Origin of the sequence: Streptomyces sp. NPDC090045, assembly GCF_044747975.1 — a bacterium.
Classification (GTDB): domain Bacteria; phylum Actinomycetota; class Actinomycetes; order Streptomycetales; family Streptomycetaceae; genus Streptomyces.
On the sequence record NZ_JBIVFA010000003.1, the window covers coordinates 22,550 to 37,453 of the forward strand.

At 69.8% G+C, this 14,904-nt stretch carries 17 protein-coding genes and 2 pseudogenes; 11 read left to right on the forward strand and 8 right to left on the reverse strand.

Features of this window, described 5'->3' with window-relative positions; all coding sequences use genetic code 11:
- Positions 1-250: 250 nt before the first annotated feature.
- Together ACIPYQ_RS09065 and ACIPYQ_RS09070 are read left to right on the forward strand one after the other, a co-directional pair.
- Positions 251-691, forward strand: a complete 441-nt coding sequence (locus tag ACIPYQ_RS09065) for a hypothetical protein (protein ID WP_401247815.1) — start codon at positions 251-253, stop codon at positions 689-691.
- Positions 688-1,065, forward strand: coding sequence for a hypothetical protein (locus tag ACIPYQ_RS09070; RefSeq protein ID WP_401247817.1), 378 nt, complete (start codon positions 688-690; stop codon positions 1,063-1,065). The genes ACIPYQ_RS09065 and ACIPYQ_RS09070 overlap by 4 nt, the downstream gene beginning before the upstream one ends.
- Positions 1,066-1,093: 28 nt before the next feature.
- On the opposite strand, the gene ACIPYQ_RS09075 is transcribed toward ACIPYQ_RS09070, so the two are convergent.
- Positions 1,094-1,405 (reverse strand): hypothetical protein, encoded by a 312-nt coding sequence (locus ACIPYQ_RS09075; protein WP_401247820.1) that lies wholly within the window; start codon positions 1,403-1,405, stop codon positions 1,094-1,096.
- Positions 1,406-1,428: 23 nt separating this feature from the next.
- On the opposite strand from ACIPYQ_RS09075, the gene ACIPYQ_RS09080 reads away from it, so the two are divergent.
- The 3 genes and pseudogenes from ACIPYQ_RS09080 (at position 1,429) to ACIPYQ_RS09090 (ending at position 3,810) form a co-directional block, all read left to right on the forward strand.
- Positions 1,429-2,244 carry a GNAT family N-acetyltransferase gene (locus ACIPYQ_RS09080; RefSeq protein ID WP_401247822.1) on the forward strand — a complete coding sequence of 272 codons (816 nt, stop codon included), beginning with the start codon at positions 1,429-1,431 and terminating at the stop codon, positions 2,242-2,244.
- Positions 2,189-3,554, forward strand: a pseudogene (locus ACIPYQ_RS09085) (PP2C family protein-serine/threonine phosphatase). The gene ACIPYQ_RS09080 and the pseudogene ACIPYQ_RS09085 overlap by 56 nt, the downstream one beginning before the upstream one ends.
- On the forward strand, positions 3,487-3,810 hold the full coding sequence (locus tag ACIPYQ_RS09090) for an ATP-binding protein (protein WP_401249298.1): 324 nt from the start codon (positions 3,487-3,489) through the stop codon (positions 3,808-3,810). The pseudogene ACIPYQ_RS09085 and the gene ACIPYQ_RS09090 overlap by 68 nt, the downstream one beginning before the upstream one ends.
- A gap of 226 nt (positions 3,811-4,036) precedes the next feature.
- Here ACIPYQ_RS09090 and ACIPYQ_RS09095 read toward each other — a convergent pair whose 3' ends face one another.
- Positions 4,037-4,159 (reverse strand): hypothetical protein, encoded by a 123-nt coding sequence (locus ACIPYQ_RS09095; RefSeq protein ID WP_401247825.1) that lies wholly within the window; start codon positions 4,157-4,159, stop codon positions 4,037-4,039.
- Positions 4,160-4,324: 165 nt separating this feature from the next.
- Here ACIPYQ_RS09095 and ACIPYQ_RS09100 point away from each other — a divergent pair, with 165 nt between their 5' ends.
- Positions 4,325-7,552, forward strand: coding sequence for a hypothetical protein (locus tag ACIPYQ_RS09100; RefSeq protein WP_401247828.1), 3,228 nt, complete (start codon positions 4,325-4,327; stop codon positions 7,550-7,552).
- A 162-nt stretch (positions 7,553-7,714) separates the two neighbouring features.
- On the opposite strand, the gene ACIPYQ_RS09105 is transcribed toward ACIPYQ_RS09100, so the two are convergent.
- Positions 7,715-7,924, reverse strand: a complete 210-nt coding sequence (locus ACIPYQ_RS09105) for a hypothetical protein (protein ID WP_401247830.1) — start codon at positions 7,922-7,924, stop codon at positions 7,715-7,717.
- A 197-nt stretch (positions 7,925-8,121) separates the two neighbouring features.
- On the opposite strand from ACIPYQ_RS09105, the gene ACIPYQ_RS09110 reads away from it, so the two are divergent.
- The 3 genes from ACIPYQ_RS09110 (at position 8,122) to ACIPYQ_RS09120 (ending at position 9,459) form a co-directional block, all read left to right on the forward strand.
- Complete coding sequence (locus ACIPYQ_RS09110) at positions 8,122-8,271, forward strand: DUF6104 family protein (RefSeq protein WP_401247833.1); 150 nt, start codon at positions 8,122-8,124, stop codon at positions 8,269-8,271.
- Positions 8,272-8,503: 232 nt separating this feature from the next.
- Positions 8,504-8,725 carry a hypothetical protein gene (locus ACIPYQ_RS09115; protein ID WP_401247836.1) on the forward strand — a complete coding sequence of 74 codons (222 nt, stop codon included), beginning with the start codon at positions 8,504-8,506 and terminating at the stop codon, positions 8,723-8,725.
- On the forward strand, positions 8,722-9,459 hold the full coding sequence (locus tag ACIPYQ_RS09120; protein ID WP_401247839.1) for a dienelactone hydrolase family protein: 738 nt from the start codon (positions 8,722-8,724) through the stop codon (positions 9,457-9,459). The genes ACIPYQ_RS09115 and ACIPYQ_RS09120 overlap by 4 nt, the downstream gene beginning before the upstream one ends.
- 60 nt (positions 9,460-9,519) lie before the next feature.
- Here ACIPYQ_RS09120 and ACIPYQ_RS09125 read toward each other — a convergent pair whose 3' ends face one another.
- The 4 genes from ACIPYQ_RS09125 to ACIPYQ_RS09140 form a co-directional block, all read right to left on the reverse strand.
- On the reverse strand, positions 9,520-9,801 hold the full coding sequence (locus ACIPYQ_RS09125) for a hypothetical protein (protein WP_401247841.1): 282 nt from the start codon (positions 9,799-9,801) through the stop codon (positions 9,520-9,522).
- Positions 9,798-10,466, reverse strand: a complete 669-nt coding sequence (locus tag ACIPYQ_RS09130; RefSeq protein ID WP_401247844.1) for a hypothetical protein — start codon at positions 10,464-10,466, stop codon at positions 9,798-9,800. The genes ACIPYQ_RS09125 and ACIPYQ_RS09130 overlap by 4 nt, the downstream gene beginning before the upstream one ends.
- 252 nt (positions 10,467-10,718) lie before the next feature.
- The gene (locus ACIPYQ_RS09135) at positions 10,719-11,900 is read right to left on the reverse strand and encodes a hypothetical protein (RefSeq protein ID WP_401247847.1); all 1,182 of its coding nucleotides are present in this window, start codon (positions 11,898-11,900) and stop codon (positions 10,719-10,721) included.
- A gap of 302 nt (positions 11,901-12,202) precedes the next feature.
- Entirely contained in the window at positions 12,203-12,352 is a 150-nt protein-coding gene (locus tag ACIPYQ_RS09140) for a hypothetical protein (protein ID WP_401247849.1), read from the reverse strand.
- A gap of 97 nt (positions 12,353-12,449) precedes the next feature.
- On the opposite strand from ACIPYQ_RS09140, the gene ACIPYQ_RS09145 reads away from it, so the two are divergent.
- A complete protein-coding gene (locus tag ACIPYQ_RS09145) occupies positions 12,450-13,310 on the forward strand; it encodes an NPCBM/NEW2 domain-containing protein (protein ID WP_401247852.1) in 861 nt (286 codons plus the stop codon).
- Between the two features lie 208 nt (positions 13,311-13,518).
- On the opposite strand, the gene ACIPYQ_RS09150 is transcribed toward ACIPYQ_RS09145, so the two are convergent.
- The gene (locus ACIPYQ_RS09150) at positions 13,519-14,457 is read right to left on the reverse strand and encodes a hypothetical protein (RefSeq protein WP_401247855.1); all 939 of its coding nucleotides are present in this window, start codon (positions 14,455-14,457) and stop codon (positions 13,519-13,521) included.
- Positions 14,458-14,569: 112 nt separating this feature from the next.
- On the opposite strand from ACIPYQ_RS09150, the pseudogene ACIPYQ_RS09155 reads away from it, so the two are divergent.
- A pseudogene (locus ACIPYQ_RS09155) lies at positions 14,570-14,824 on the forward strand (hypothetical protein).
- Positions 14,825-14,904 lie beyond the last annotated feature (80 nt).

Here is a 14,904-nt window from a genome sequence, read left to right on the forward strand (position 1 = left end):
TGTTGCCGCTCCCTTGAAGATCAGCCGTATCGCTGAATCTACCGGACCGTCAGCAGGGCGTGCCTGGCGCCGGAACGCCTGGGCCCACAGGACCGGTTCGGCCGACTTGGGCACGGGGCGGGAGTGTGCCCGGGGTGTGGTGAAACCCCTGCGGGCCCGACTGTCGGCAACAGCTCAGAGGACTCGGTGTGGTCGTCTCTTCATCTACTATGCCGGTCACGGCTGGACCGACCCTCGAAACGGACGCCTCTTGCTCGGTCTGGTCGAGTCGAACCAGTACAAGACCTGGACTGCCATGGAGTTCGACCGACTCCGCGAGCAGATCGCGGATTCGCCGGTCGGCTCGCGTCTGTTGGTCCTGGACAGCTGCTACAGCGGGGCAGCGCTCGACACCCTTTCAGCCGGCCTGAGTAGTGCGTCACGGATCGAGGGCACCTACGTGATGACGTCCTCCAACGCCACCAACGCGTCACGCGCCCCGCAGGGCGACCACTTCACTACATTTTCCGGTGAGATCATCCGTTCACTGACTGACGGAATCCAGGGCGGTCCGCGGGTGATCGACACGGACACACTGTTCCGTCATGTGCGGGCCAGTTGCGAAGAGCAAGGCTGGCCCGTGCCATCGCGACAGATCGGCCGGGACGGAGACCGCGTAGAACTCATGAGCAACAGGTGGGGGCAGCCATGACCGAAGTGCGACTCCGCATCGTCACGGAGACCGGGGCGAAGGTTCCGGACGGACTTCGGATCTTTCTCTCCCGGGACCCGGAGCTTCGCGGCATCGGCCGGGCCAGGTGGGCCTCGACAGCGCCGAAGGAAGGTCAGCTCGGGGACGCCCTCGACATCCTGACGTTGGTGGTGACCGGCACTCTCGCCCTGCCGTCGGCAATCGAGGCAGTCAAGCGATGGTGCGGATCCCGTGGCATGGCGGAAGGCGTCGAAATTCGCTTGGGATCGCAGAGGATCACCGTCAACGGGACGGAAGATCCTGTGGAAATCCGGCGCATGGCGGACCTATTGAAGGCGGCATACCCCGAGAGCGGACCTGGTGAGGCGGAGTAGTCCGGGTCCCTCGCCGCAAGGTCATCTGCTAGCCAAACACGGCTCCGCTGGCCGACGGGTTGACGAACACGGCCAGATAGCGGAACTCCCCGCCTGATCCGCCCTGCTCGGTGTACGCGTCCCAGGTGAGGCGGTAAGCAGCTTTCAGAATGCACGCGTTCGGCTCGTACGTGCCGTTCGCCCAAAGCCGGGTTCCGGCGAGTTCGACCCCTGTGTGGATCCTGAATTCGTGATCACGAGTGGGGCGGTGGCCGGGACTCACGCCGATCACGAACACGTCGTCACCGCCACGGTGCCGCCCCGCGCCCGGGTCCTGGCCCAGCTCGTCGGAGCGACGCAATGAGTGACGCAATGAGGGGAGCCATGAGGGGAGCTGCGAGCGGAGCCAAGAGCGGAATCGAGATCCGCGAACTCCACCTCATGGAGGAGTTCGAAGACGTCAGCCGTCTCTACGCCGCGATCTGGAGGACGGACGCCGGAGCCGGGCCCCTTCCCGCCGAGGTGATGCGCGCCCTGGCCCACGCCGGCAACTACGTGGCCGGCGTGTACGAGGACGGCCGGCTGACCGGCGCGTCCGTCGCCTTCTTCGGCGAACCCGTGGGCACCACCCTGCACTCCCACATCACCGGCGCCTCCATGGGCCGCGGTATCGGCCTCGCCCTCAAACTGCACCAGCGCCAGTGGGCCCTCGCCCGCGGACTCCGGCGCATCACGTGGACCTACGACCCGCTGATCCGCCGCAACGCCCACTTCAACCTCGTCAAGCTCGGCGCCCGCCCCGAGGAGTACCTGCAGTCCTTCTACGGAGCCATGGACGACGTGATCAACCGCGGTGACGAGTCCGACCGCGTCCTGACCGCCTGGGACCTGACGGCACCCGCCGAAGGGACCGGTCCACCCGACCGCCCCGACCGCCCCGACCGCCCCGAGCGGCCCGGCCGCGCCGCCCATGGTGTCCGCAACCTCGAGGGCCGTCCCGTGATCGGCCCGACCGACGCGGACACCGTTCTCATCGACCTCCCCGACGACATCGAGTCCCTTCGCCGCACGGACCCGGGCGCCGCCCGCGCCTGGCGGCTGGCCGTCCGCCACACCCTGGGCGGCCTGCTCGCCGAGGGGGCCCGTGTCGCCGGCTTCCACGACCGACGCAGCTACGTCGTCCACCGCACCGCCGCCTGAACACAGCCAAGAGGAGCCACCCGTCGGAGTCCTCGACGAGAGCAGGGCGAACCGCGTTCGCATCGTGGGCGCGGTCGGCTACCCGGACAGCTTCACGACCAGGGTCGAAGCCGAACCGGTCCCCGCCGCCTCGCCGGTCGGTGACGTCCTGAAGGCGGGCGCTCCGCTCTTCGTCGACACGGTCGAGGAGCACATCCGCCGCTACCCGCACATGGCGCAGCGCGTGCACGCGTCCGGCAAGAAGACATGGGCCTTCCTTCCGCTCATCGCGTCCGGACGGCCGATCGGCGTCTGCTCGCTCTCCTTCTCGGAGCACCGCCGGCTCGACGACGCGGCGCGGACCCTGCTGATCGCCCTCAGCGGTCTGATCGCCCAAGCCCTGGAACGGGCCCGACTGCACGAAGCCGATCGCGACCGGGCCCGTGCGCTGCAACGCGGGCTCCTGCCACGCGATCTGCCCGCCCTGCCGACCCTCACCGCCGCGGCCCGCTATCTGCCGGCCGGGGAGGCCACGGACGTCGGCGGCGACTGGTACGACGTACTGCCCCTCTCCTCAGGCCGTGTCGCCCTCGTGATCGGCGACGTCATGGGGCACGGCCTGTCGGAGGCCGCCACCATGGGACGCATCAGAACCGCCGTGCGCACGCTCGCCGACCTTGAACTGGCCCCGGACGACCTGCTGGTGCACCTGAACGTCCTCGTCGCCGACCTCGGAGAGGACGTCTACGCGACGTGCCTGTACGCGGTCTACGACCCCACGGATGCCAGCTGCACCTTCGCGACGGCCGGTCACCCGCCACCCGTGCTCGTGGACCGGTCCGGTACGGCACGCTTCCTCGACCTGGAGCCGAACTCTCCGCTGGGAGTGGCCGACCCGCCGTTCGAGCCGACTGCACGTTCCCGACGGCAGCCTCCTCGTCCTCTACACGGACGGACTCGCCGAGACGGCCGCGCGGTCCCTGGGCCGGGGCATGGACCTGCTCAAGGCCACCCTCGACGAGGCGCTGGAGCAAACGAGTTCCAACGTCGGCCCCGCGACGGGCCACAGCCTCCCGGCACCGGCACCGGATCCCCTCCTCGACCGACTCTGTGACAGGCTCACCGAGGCACTGCACCCGTCGCCATCCGAAGCGACCGACGACGCAGCCCTGCTGGTCGCCCGCCCCCGCTCGTTCGGGGCGTCCGACACGGCCAGCTGGACCCTCCCGGAGGATCCCCTCGCAGCAGGCCAGGCGCGCCCTGATCCGCGAACAGCTTGCCCACTGGGACCTCGACGACCTAGTGACGGCCACGGAGTTGATCGTGAGTGAGCTGGTCACCAACGCAGTGCGGTACGCACGCGGCCCCATCCGGCTCCGTCTCCTGCGCAGCGACTCGCTCGTCTGCGAGGTTTCGGACGGCAGCCTGACGACACCTCATGTCCGCCGGGCGGCCGAGACCGACGAAGGAGGGCGGGGACTCCAGCTGGTGTCGGCCCTGTCCCACCGCTGGGGCGCCCGGTACGAGACCGCGGGCAAGTACGTGTGGACGGAACAGGACCTGCCCGCACTGGCGGCCGTCGGCTGACGCGGATGCGTACCGGCGGACCTGCCGGTCAGGGCGGGGACCCGGTCTGCCGCCCCGCGACCGGCCGGTGTCGAGGGCACCGGCCGACACCCCTGATGGCGCCCGTGGCCGGGTCGCCCCGATGCTGACTCGGCATCGGCCTGCAGCGCCGGCCCCCGGGTAGCGGGCCGGCCTCCGGCGCACGGCCGGACGTGCCCAGCGATCGTGTGCCGGAGGCCGGATCGGGTCACGGCTGGAGCCGGTCCAGCAGCCAGGCGGCTACGGCGCGGGCGGTGCCGGAGACGAGTCCGCCCAGGGTTGTGCAGGTCAGGGCCAGGCGCTCGCGGCGCGTGAGTTGCTTGCGGGGCATCGGTCCTCCACGGGATCTCGATCAGGAGACGGGCAGCCGGCCGGCTCACTTCCCACGGTGAACCCCGTACCGAGACCGGCTCTCAGTTGCGACGAGCCCACCGCACGGTGCGGTATCGGTGCTGTTCCGGCCCCCGCGCGAGGTCGGTTGGGGGACGATGGTGCGATGAGTGGCGACACGGGGGGCGGTCCGGTCAAGCGCCCGCGGAGGCTGGAACAGGCGCGCGTGGCCCCGGGCCCGCTACGGAAGTTGAAGGACCTGCTGTACGAGGCCTACGTGGCGGCGGGCGCCCCGAGTCTGGACGAGATCACCGCGGAAATCGCCGGCGACGACACACTGCAGGGGGCGCCGGGTAGGGACACCATCCGCCGCTGCATCAGCACACCGGACATCCCCGCCCGCCAGGCCCACGCGGTCGCCGTCGCGGTCGTGCTGGCCCGTCACGCCGCCTGGGACGAGCACGATCTGGCCGCACGAGTACGGGAGCTGTGGATCCAGGCATCCACGGCCGTCGCCCCGGGGAAGCCGCTCGCCGAGTTCACCGACCCGTTCGCCCTCGAAGTGCACCGCGCCATCGACACCGGCCCCAGGCAAGACGGCACGGCGCTGCCGGTGCTGCCGGCCTACGTCGAGCGGGACCACGACAGCCGTCTACGCGAGATCACGCGAGAGGCCGCGGGCGGCGGAAGCCGACTGGTGATGCTGGTGGGAGAGTCGTCCGCGGGCAAGACCCGGGCCTGCTGGGAAGCCGTCCACACGCTGCCGGACGGGTGGCGGCTGTGGCACCCTTTCGACCCCACCCGCCCCGAGGCCGCCCGCGCCGAGCTGGACCGGATCGCACCGCGCACCGTGGTCTGGCTCAACGAAGCCCAGCACTACCTCCTCACCCCCGCCGATGATCTGGGCGAGCGCGTCGCGGGCGGACTCCGCTCGCTCCTGAGCGACCCCGATCGCGCGCCGATACTGGTCCTGGGCACCATCTGGCCCGAATACTGGGCCACTCTCACCACCCGGCCCGGCCCCGGCGCTGCCAAAGACCCTCACGCGTCGGCCCGCGAGCTGCTGACCGGCCACGACCTGCCCGTCCCGCCCGCCTTCACCGGCGCCGATCTGCAAGCCCTGGCCGTGGTGGCGCGGGACGACCCGCGACTGGCGTATGCCGCCGAACACACCGAAGAGGGGCAGATCACCCAGTACCTGGCCGGCGCCCCCGCGCTGATCGAGCGGTACGACAACGCGGCCCCGGCGGCAAAGGCCCTGATCCAGGCCGCCATGGACGCCCGCCGCCTCGGCCACGGTCGGAACCTCCCCCTGCCCCTACTCGAAGCCGCGGTCCCCGGTTACGTCACCGGCACCCAATGGCAGCGCCTCGCCCGTCACCACGGCTGGCTGGAACGGGCGCTGGAATACGTCGAGGCAGACTGCCGCGGCGCACTCGGGCCGCTCACGCGACTGATCCCCTACCCCGGTGAACCGCAGCCCGCTCAGCCCTGCTACCGCCTCGCCGACTACCTCGAACAGCACAGCCGCGGCAAGAGCACCCCCCGCGTTCCCGCCGTCCTGTGGGACGCCCTTGTTCGCCACGCCACCCCGATCGACCGCACCGCCCTCGCCCACGTGGCACGCAACCATGGCTTGCTCCGCATTGCGATCCACCTCTACACCACCGCTGCCGACGCGGGCGACCGCGGTGCCCTGCTGGAGGCGGTGCGGCTGCTGGAGGCGGCGGGCCGGGAGGAGGACGCGCTCGCCTGGCTGCAGACGCGCGCCGACCCCGATGCCTTGTGGGAAGGGGTGCGGCTGCTGAAGGGGGATGAAGACCTCTGGTACCAGCGAGACACCGCTGCCGACGGAGACGACCGCGGTGCCCTGCGGGAGGCGGTGCGGCTGCTGGAGGCGGCGGGCCGGGAGGAGGACGCCCTCGCCTGGCTGCAGACGCGCGCCGACGGCGGTGACCACGATGCGCTGGCAGTAGCGGTAAGGCTGTTGGAAGCAGCGGGCCGGGAGGAGGCGGCACTCACCTGGCTGCGGACCCGCGCCGATACCGGCGACCCCTATGCGCTGCGGGAGGCGGCCCGGCTGCTGAAGGCGGCGGGCCGAGAGCAGGAAGAAATCAGCTGGTACCGGCGCGCCGCCGAGGCTGGAGACTCCTTCGCCCTGCGGAGGACGGCCTGGCTGATGAAAGAGGCGGGCCGGAAGGAGGAACTCATCGCCTGGTTGCGGACCCGCGCCGATGCCGGCGATCGCGATGCGCTGGGCGTGGTGGTGGGGTTGTTGGACGAGGCGGGCCGGAAGAAGGAGGCGCTCGCCTGGCTGCGGACCCGAGCCGACAGTGGCCACCGCGATGCCTTGGGCATGGCGGCCCGGTTGTTGGAGGAGGCGGGCCGGGAGGAAGAGGCCATCACCTGGTACCAACGCGGAGCCGATGCCGGAGACTCCTTCGCCTTGTGGGACACGGTGCGGCTGTTGGAAGCGGCGGGCCGGAGGGAGGAACTCATCGCCTGGTTGCGGACCCGAGCCGACGGCGGCGACCGCGATGCGCTGGACATGGCCGCCCGACTGTTGGAGGCGGCGGGCCGGGAGGGAGAGGCCATCACCTGGTATCAGCGCGCAGCCGACTCCGGCGACTACTTCGACGACCGCGTTGCCCTGCGGGAGGCGGTGCGGCTGCTGAAGAAGGTGGGTGGGGAAGCGGAGGCGCTCTCCTGGTTGCAGACTCGCGCCGACGGCGGCGACCGCGATGCGCTGGACATGGCCGCCCGACTGTTGGAGGCGGCGGGCCGGGAGGGAGAGGCCATCACCTGGTACCAGCGCGCAGCCGACTCCGGCGACTTCTTCGCCGTGAGGGACGCGGTGCGGCTGCTCAAGGCGGCGGGCCGGGCGGAGGAGGCGCTCGCCTGGCTGCAGTCCCGCGCCGACGGCGGTGACTTCTTCGCCCTGGGGGAGGTGGTCCGGCTACTGGAAGAGACCGACTGGATGCCGGAGGCAGCGGGCCGGGAGGAGGTTGCCGCCTGGTTGCAGACCCGCGCCGATGCCGGCGACCGCGATGCGCTGGGAGCGGCGGCCCGGATGTTGGAGGCGGCGGGCCGGGCGGAGGAGGCGCTCTCCTGGTTGCGGGCCCGCGTCGATGCCGGCGACCACGATGCGCTGGGGGAAGTGGCCCGAATGGTGAGGGAAGCGGGCCGGGAGGAGGAGGCGATCACCTGGTATCAGCGCGCAGCCGGGGCGGGCGACCCGTTTGCCTTGGGGAAGGTGGTGGAGCTGTTGAGGGCGGCGGGCCGCGAGGAAGAGAGCGAAAGGCTGCGACGGTTCGGGTGGGAGCCGGATGGCTCCATCGCGGAGCGCTGGGAGGTCGTGCCGGGCGAGGCGTCCGGCGGAGAAGGCCGCGCGTGAGTGCGTAGGGTGTCAGGTCGAGGACCGTGGCGCCCGTCTCAGCCGCCCGTCGGCCATGACGCCGGAGCATTACGTCACGCCCGCGACCTGCTCACCCGCCCCGAGAACACCGTGACCGGACGGTCAGATCGCTTGACGTCGTGGCGGGGGCGCTGTTGGACGTCATGGCCGGGGCCGCCGACGAAACCGCAGGAGCGTCGCGGCGAGCTCGGGCAGGGCCTTGACGACGGCGACGGTGTCGGCGCGGTCGGCGCGGAGCAAGGCGACGATGCAGACGATGGCCACCAGGGCGATGCAGAAGATGCCGACCAGCAGGGGCAGCACGAACAGCGGGTCGATCGAGATGGGCACGGTGGTCCTCCAGTAGGTCAAGGAAATTGCTCCCGTCCCCGGCATCGGGACGGTGGTCACACGTTGGAGGCGTTGGGCTCAGGTCAGTACCCAGTTGGGGGTGATGAAGAAGCCAGTGCCCCAGCTCGATGGCGTGAGGGCTGTTGAATCGGGAGATTCCAGGCCGGCCCCGCTCCTTCGTGCACCTCCAAGCTCCTCACCTCACCAGTTGGCTCGCGGTGTACTACACCGACCGTGGCATCGAGGAGCTGGAGAAGCGGCGCGGCGAGGAGGAGGCCACCTTCGAGTGGCTTGTCGCGCAGCTGCGTACGTTCGCCAGGATGGGTCGCTCCCGAGGGGCACCGCGACCTCGCGATGAGTTTGTGTGACGCGATGTGACGCGATGCGATGCGAGGCTGGGGCGCGATGTTCATGCGCCACCCGAGGCAGCCCGGAAGACGAGCGCGTTCCGACCCGGCCGGCGCATGCCAGGGCGGGCCCGAGCACCCCGGACGGCTTCTCGTTCCGGAGCCCCTCCCGGACGACGTGGCTGCGGTACTGCGCAGAGCCCTCCCTGCCGCTGGCCGCCGTCACCACCGGCACCCTGGTCCTGTTCGTGGAATGGGCCTGGGGGCAGCCGGATGGAAGACCGGCACGTTCAAGGCCCCGACGAGCATCGACCGGCACCTGGCAGGGATCGTCGTCACCGCCCGCCAGAAGTACCGCCTCACCCTCGACCGGCGCGTCGGCGCCGAAGCCCGCATCCGGATACCCGCGCTGTTCTGCCAGCGGCAGAACAGCGGCCGGACCGGGCTCGACGATCACTACAGTCCAGTCTCATGACGACGATTACGACGCGTACGGTCGAGTACCCGGCCGACGGTTTGACGATGATCGGGCACCTCGCGCTCCCGGCCGGTGTCGACCGCCGGCCCGCGGTGCTGCTCGGACCGGAGGGCATGGGGCTCAGCGACGTCGAGCGCCGCCGGGCCGATGCTCTCGCCGAACTGGGATACATAGCGCTGGCCTTCGACCTTCACGGCGGGCGCTATTTGGGCGACCCCGAGGAGATGCTGGCCCGTTGCCTGCCGCTGCTCGCCGATCCCGACCGGATGCGGGGCATCGGCCATGCGGCGCTCGACGTGTTGCGCACCGAACCACGGACCGACCCCGACCGGATCGCCGCCGTCGGCTACGGCACCGGAGGCGCCGTCGGGCTGGAACTCGGGCGCGGCGGCGTCAACCTGCGCGCGATCGGGACAGTCAACGCACTGACCACGGGCCGGCCGGGCGAGGCGGCGCGCATTCGCTGCCCGGTGTGGGCCGGGGTTGGGTCGGAAGACCCGATCATGCCGCCCGCGCAACGGAACGCGTTCACCACCGAGATGCAGGCCGCGGGCGTCGACTGGCGCCTCACGGTCTACGGCGGCGCCTTGCACGCCTTCCACCACCCGCCGGTCGACCACCCCACGGTCCCCGGCGTCGGCTACCACCCACAGCACGCACAGCGAGCCTGGCGCGACGTCGTCGACCTGCTCGCCGAGTGCCTGCCCGTGACGGAGGCTCTGGGGGCATGACCCAGGCAAGCATGCTGGCGCCTGGCATGGTCGGCGTCGGGCACTGACAGTCCCCTCCCCTCAAGTCCGGTGCGCCCGCTCCCCCAGCGCCTTCACGACGGGGGCGCCGGCCTCGACCGCGCCGAAGTCGACGTCGTCGACCAGTAGCCGGATGAAGCCGCGCACCGTGCCGTACTGGGCGGCCAGGGCCGCGCGCCACTTCGTGTCCTCGTCGTCCGGCACGGCCTCGGCGATGACCGCCAGCGCCTCGGCGAGCGCCTCCCTGGGCATGACCTTCTCGATCGCTGACCAGGCGTCCAGCACGGAGACCAGCTCGCCGCAGGGAGGGTGCGGCGCGATCACCTGGTCAGGATCAGTACGGCGGCGACGAGCAGGACTACGGATACCGCTCCCGCCACGGCGGGGGGCACACGACGCAGTCGAGTCTTCGGTGATGTCCATACTGCCGGGTAGACGGCATATGGCTGCTGCTGAGGGAGCTCCTCTGATGGCGTTGCCGGGCGCCGGGGCGGGAGCGGTTGCGGTTCAGGAGGAGGTGCGGCAGCCGTGATGAGGGGCGGTTCTGGGGTTCCCCATTTCCACGTGCCGGCCTTGGTCTGCCTGCCGCGTCGCAACCGGCCGTTGCCCTCACGCCGCCATCGAGTGCCTTCGGCGTCGGTGAACTCGATGGTGACGTGGCTGAGGATGCGGTCGGGCGACCTGGTGCTCTCTGAAGGTGGGAGGTGCCAGATCTGTTTGCCTGTGAGCGCGAGTGTGTCAGCCACGATGTCGTCGCGGTATCGCACAAGCAGCTCTTGGATGGGCTGGTTGCTCTGGTTGGTGACACCTACGCGGGGAACCTCATAGCCGTCGTGCAGCAGCGATCTCTGCACCATCGCTTGGACGTCGATCATTGAGGCGTGGGCCCGCCGGTCCCGCTGCTGCTTGTCGCGGTAGCCGCGGTAGGTCAGGACCAGTCCGACCAGGGCGACGAGCGCGCTGACCGCGGCGATCAGGTTCTCCGTCATGGGGGAACTCTGGCGTGCTGCACGGGAAGCGCCAACGCGCATCACCGGGGCGGACACGAGATCCGTCGCCTCGGATCCAAATTACTTGTAACAGGCAGACGCTGAGTGCGCCGACAGTTCCGCACAGGAAGGCGATCAGGAGCGCCATGACCCTGACGGATCTCGGCGAGCCTGTGGCCGTACCCGGGGCAGCCGCGCTCACGAGGGTGGGGGCCGGGGTAGGAACCGCACGGCCGGTGGGAGCGGGTCCGGTTACCGGGACCGATTGGTGCGTACGGGGTGTGCAGCGGTCCCGAAGCCCCATTCGCGTAGTTGGCTCGGCTGTGGCGGCGTCTGTGTGGGGGCGTGGGGCTTGCCGGCGTGGTGGATGCGCAGTTTGAGGAGCCGGGCCAGGTGGATGCGTTCGCTGGGGTTGGCCCAGGCCTGACGGCGGTCGAGAAGTTCGACAGCGGTGGCGTCGAAGGCGACGCCGGTCTGGCGAGTGCGGGTGATGGCACTGAGGTAGAAGTCCAGGTTCGTATTGCCCGGCACGGTGGTCGGATCGGCCCCGGTGCTGCCGTCTGGGGTGAGGCCGAGGAAGGCGGCGGCGAAGCTGGGCAGCGGGCTGGCGGCGCCGGGCAGCACGTTTGCGGTGGACTGTGTCAACCGCTGTCGACCGCGGGCGTCGCGGGTGTTCAACAGCGCCATCAGCCCGGTGTTGAGCCTTCGGGACAACTCCGTGCGGGAGGTCGCCAGCCGCGGCTGCTTGAGGAGTAACTGCCCGTAGTAGGCGGTGTGCAGAGCTGTGCTGATCAGCTCTTCGTTGTCATTGGCCTGCGGGTCCTGGTGCAGCGCCTCATGGGAGAAGACGACTCCGAGCAGTCGGAAGTCCTCGTAACGGAAGCGCTGGTGATACACGATCTCCGGCCCGTTCGGGCCGATGAGGACTTGGGCGGTCGCTGCCGGATTCGGGGGTGTGCCGAAGTAGACGCGCTGGAAGACGCCGCTTCGGATGGCTTGGATGCCGGCCTGCGCGGGGCTGCCGGCCAACGACGCGAGGGCGGCTCGCAGGTTCGGATCCGGGACCACGGTCGTGATCCGCGAACTACGGAAGACCGCGAGTGCCTCCTCGACCGCACGGTGGCCACGGGGCTTGAGGGCGGCCTTGAGACGCTTGACGAGTTCCTCGGCGGTGATCTCGCGGGGCGGCGCGGGCCGCATCGGCGGCCCCTGAGGGTAGGCCTGCGTATTCAGCAGGCTGAGGTCGGTGGGCGGGAACGGCGGCTGAGCGAGGAGCCGCAGCGCCTCACTGCCTGGATCTCCGACGTCCAGGTGAGCGCTGGTGGGGCCATGATGAGCTGTGACGGGCGTGGCTGCCGCCAAGGGGGAGGACAGCAGCGTCGCTGCGACCAGTGTCAGGACGGCGGGGCAACGACGGGTGCCGAGTACGGTCATGCGATCTGCCTATCGCAGCCGCAGTCACCAGCCGGAACTACCGCGCCCGAGCGCTGCGGGGCATTCACCCTCCTGGCGTTGTCATCGGGCGGGGCCGTGCGCCATGACGTTGACCGGGGCCCGTGCTGGGAGCACGCGTCCACCGCCCCGTGACGACCATGATTCGGGTCGCGGTCGGAACCCTCTGGGCAGGAGCAGCCCGAGGTCCTGGGGGACGCCGTCGGCTCACCGGCCGTCCGGGCCGGGCGGCTCTCCAGCTCGCGCCCGGCCTCGCGGCCGCTGCTCAGGCCTCCCGGCCGCAGTCAGTTCTGGAGGAGGGTGTAGAGGAGGGTGATGACGGTGGTGGCGGTGACCATGGCGGTGCCGAGCGCGGGTTTGCGGTAGACGGTGTAGGTGATGCCCGTGCCGGCGAGGACGAGCAGGGCGAGGACGAGGACGGTGGTCGGGGACATGGTGAACCTCCGGACGCTGTACGGGGCGGTTTTCGTTCGGACGTGGGCAAGCGGGACATTTGGCCTCGCCCGTCTTCAGGCCGCGGGCGCCGACGGGGTGGGGAGCGGTGAGGCGGTCGGGCAGCTGCGTGAGCAGGGCGAAGTGCTGGCCCGGGAGGGCGAGGCGCTGGATCGGCGGCGTGTGGACCTGGTCGCGGACCTGGATCGGACCCGGTCCCATCTGATGCTGCTGGAGGCGGCCGAGGAGGGTGGTGGGGATCGGCACCACCCGGTGGTTCCGTCCCCGCCCACGACGCCGCCGCAGACCGGGCCGGCTCCCGGCAGCGGCCGCGGGCGGTACCGGATGGCCGGAGCGGTTCTGGTCCTCGTACTCGTCCTGGGAGGGGGCCTGGCGGCAGGTATCCACTTCGGCAGCGGTGGCAGCAGCCCGGACGGTGGGGATCGGGCCGTGGCGGACAGGACGGTCTCCGCTTCCGCGAACCCCGAGGCGTCGAAGGACTCCGCGCGGCCCTCCGAGCCCCCCACGGGGACACCGCCCGCCGCACCCGTGCCTGAGCAGAACACCAGGTCACTGATCGATGACCTGATGCCGATGGACACCTACCCGGAGGGCACCAAGCGCTCCTTCACAGCCGGTGAACTGAGCGTCAACAGCCGCGTCTACCCCAGGACCCTGTACGCGTTCGAGGCCCAGCGCACCTGGCAGCTCGACCGCAAGTACAAGACGTTCACCGCCGGCGCAGGGGTCTCCGACAGCACACCCTCCGGCGACACCATCACCTTCAGCGTCCAGATCGAGGGCGCCAACGTCAAAGAGTTCACGATGCGCCCTGGAGATCCGGTCAAGGAGATCACGCTCGACATCCAGGGAGTATTCCGCATCACGCTCACCACACTCGAGACCTTCAGCACCCAGGAAGGCCGTGGAGCCTGGATCGACCCCATCGTCACCAAGTAGCCCCCCAGCGGGGCCAGGCCGGCAGGCATCGGCTCCGTGAACAGGCCAACGACGCAGGGCACGGCGCCCGGCCTGGCAGACGACGGCGGGGTCGCCGGCGGTGAACCGCCGGACGACCGGATCGGTGCCCAGGCAGCCGACCCGGCTGTCCGAGGACGGGCCGGTCCGGTGGGAGGGCTGCGGACCGGTGATCCCTGACCTGGGGAAGTCAGGCGGTGTCCCGGATCCGGGTGAGGCGTTCGGCCGCCTTGGCCGGTCCAGCACCGGCTACGGCGTTCCGTGCCTGCGTGTGGACGTGGGGCCGTGAGGAAGGGTGCATGGAAATGTGGCCCAAGTCCGCTCGGGTCAAGAGTGCGACGAGGGAATGGCCTCTACGGATCTCCACCGCTCCCCGTGTACTGGTGGAGGCCAACGCCTTCTCGGCGACCAGCAGAGCGTCTACCAGGTCGGCAGCACAACCGAGAGACGTCGGCGCGTCCTGACGGTCGACTGTTCGGACCTGGTAGGTGTCATGGCTGTGCGGATCATCGCGTACCTGGACGTCGGCCCGTGAAATGGAGAGGACCAGGCGGTTCCCGCGAAGTACTTCGACACGGTCGGCGACGTTCTTGCGGATCCAGAAAGAAGCTATGCCGCCGGCCTGGGTGAGAACGTCCGCCCCGGTCACGTCGAGAAGAGTGGGTGGTCCTACCGACCGCGTCACATCGCGCCGAAGCCGGTACATGTGTCCATCGGAATCTATGCGTCCTCCTTGTGTGGAGCCCAGCCTGACCGTACTCGCGGCGAAGCCGTCACGAAATATCCGCCACAGCCGTCTCCAAGAATCGCCATCACTGGCAGCCCCAACCACTCCGCCTACAACTACGTAGGCAACGACCCGCTCCTTCCCAGTCCAGGATGTGCGGGCCGCGGGTGACGTTGCCGTAGTGGAGGTCTCCGTGGGCCGTGGTCCAGGTGATGGCGGCGTCGGCCTGGTGACTGGTGAACCGGGGGATGACGCGGCGCAGGTACTCCTCGCATACGGCTTCACGGTCCGCGGGACGTCGGCGAGCGCGTCCAGGGCGGCGGTCATCTCCTTCCACCACGTCTCGTAGAGACATCCTTCCAGGGGATCGTTCGCCTGATCGGTGTTCTGGTTGCGGAGCATGAGTGTTCTCCGGATCCGGCGGGCTTGCCCACGTCGCCCGCCGACGGAAGACACCTTACGGACTTCGCGGGACCTGGCGATCGACAGCATGATCAAATAGGATTTCCAGCACCTGCGGTTCGCTTACCATCCCCGGTACAGCCCGTCGGTAAATAGCGGACCGCCTAAGCCTTTCATGGGAACGCAAATCAGATATGGGAACTTCTCGACTCGATTGGACCTGCGTCGGGTTCTTGTGCACGAGGAACTTCATCATCGCTAGTTCGCTCGCGGGAAATTCGAACATCACCCGAGAGATGAGTCAAGAACGTCTAAAGAATTCTACGCAAAGATCGACAGGTACATGAGGATGCGAGGGTGGCTGTGATCGAACAGGCAGCACGCTATTCTGCACAATGCTCCACTTGCGGGAATCCTTGCGAGGGCTGGGCAGTGCAACTGGTTAGC

Excerpts from the sequence above, each read along its gene's own strand:
- ACIPYQ_RS09115 (WP_401247836.1), top strand. The coding sequence starts at position 8,504 with ATGGGCCTGGGGGCAGCCGGATGGAAGACCGGCACGTTCAAGGCCCCG.
- ACIPYQ_RS09135 (WP_401247847.1), bottom strand. The coding sequence starts at position 11,900 with ATGACCGTACTCGGCACCCGTCGTTGCCCCGCCGTCCTGACACTGGTC.
- ACIPYQ_RS09095 (WP_401247825.1), bottom strand. The coding sequence starts at position 4,159 with ATGCCCCGCAAGCAACTCACGCGCCGCGAGCGCCTGGCCCTGACCTGC.
- ACIPYQ_RS09130 (WP_401247844.1), bottom strand. The coding sequence starts at position 10,466 with ATGACGGAGAACCTGATCGCCGCGGTCAGCGCGCTCGTCGCCCTGGTC.
- ACIPYQ_RS09120 (WP_401247839.1), top strand. The coding sequence starts at position 8,722 with ATGACGACGATTACGACGCGTACGGTCGAGTACCCGGCCGACGGTTTG.
- ACIPYQ_RS09150 (WP_401247855.1), bottom strand. The coding sequence starts at position 14,457 with ATGCTCCGCAACCAGAACACCGATCAGGCGAACGATCCCCTGGAAGGA.
- ACIPYQ_RS09100 (WP_401247828.1), top strand. The coding sequence starts at position 4,325 with ATGAGTGGCGACACGGGGGGCGGTCCGGTCAAGCGCCCGCGGAGGCTG.
- ACIPYQ_RS09070 (WP_401247817.1), top strand. The coding sequence starts at position 688 with ATGACCGAAGTGCGACTCCGCATCGTCACGGAGACCGGGGCGAAGGTT.
- ACIPYQ_RS09140 (WP_401247849.1), bottom strand. The coding sequence starts at position 12,352 with ATGTCCCCGACCACCGTCCTCGTCCTCGCCCTGCTCGTCCTCGCCGGC.
- ACIPYQ_RS09080 (WP_401247822.1), top strand. The coding sequence starts at position 1,429 with ATGAGGGGAGCTGCGAGCGGAGCCAAGAGCGGAATCGAGATCCGCGAA.